Source organism: uncultured Ferrimonas sp. (genome assembly GCF_947489035.1).
Lineage (GTDB): Bacteria > Pseudomonadota > Gammaproteobacteria > Enterobacterales > Shewanellaceae > Ferrimonas.
On sequence record NZ_CANLCI010000070.1, the window covers coordinates 1 to 655 of the forward strand.

The window sequence follows — 655 nt, forward strand, 5'->3', positions numbered from 1 at the left end:
TCGAAGGTCCAGCTGCCGTCGGCGTTGACCACGAAGGTGCCGTAAGGATCGTCGATGGTGTTGGCGTTGAAGGCCAAATCTGGGTTGTCGGCGTCGCTTGCGGTCAGGGTGCCATCGAGGATGGCGCTATCCCCTTCGGTGATGCGGTCGGCGTCGCTGGAAACGTCTGGTGCGTCATCGGTACCCGTGATGGTGATGGTCACCGTGGTGGTGCTGCCGTCACTCAAGGTAACGGTGAACTCACGAACTTCTTCCTGACCCAAAGTCAGCGCATCGACGGTGGCGTTGTCGGCCAAGTCGAAGGTCCAGCTGCCGTCGGCGTTGACCACGAAGGTGCCGTAAGCATCGTTGATGGTGTTGGCGTTGAAGGCCAAATCTGGGTTGTCAGCGTCGGTGGCGATCAGGGTGCCGTCGAGTAGGTCGGTGCTGCCTTCGTTGATGCGGTCGGCATCGCTGGAGATCACCGGCGCGTCGTCGGTACCAGTGATGGTGATGGTGACGGTGGTGGTGCTGCCGTCACTCAAGGTCACGGTGAACTCACGAACTTCTTCCTGACCCAAAGTCAGTGCATCAACGGCGTCGTTGTCGGCCAAGTCGAAGGTCCAGCTGCCGTCGGCGTTGACCACGAAGGTGCCGTAAGGATCGTCGATGGTGT

Annotated in this window: 1 protein-coding gene; it reads right to left on the minus strand. The window is 60.3% G+C overall.

The features are described from left to right. On the minus strand, positions 1 to 655 hold a 655-nt coding region (locus Q0796_RS18110; protein ID WP_298445889.1), incomplete at both ends, for a VCBS domain-containing protein.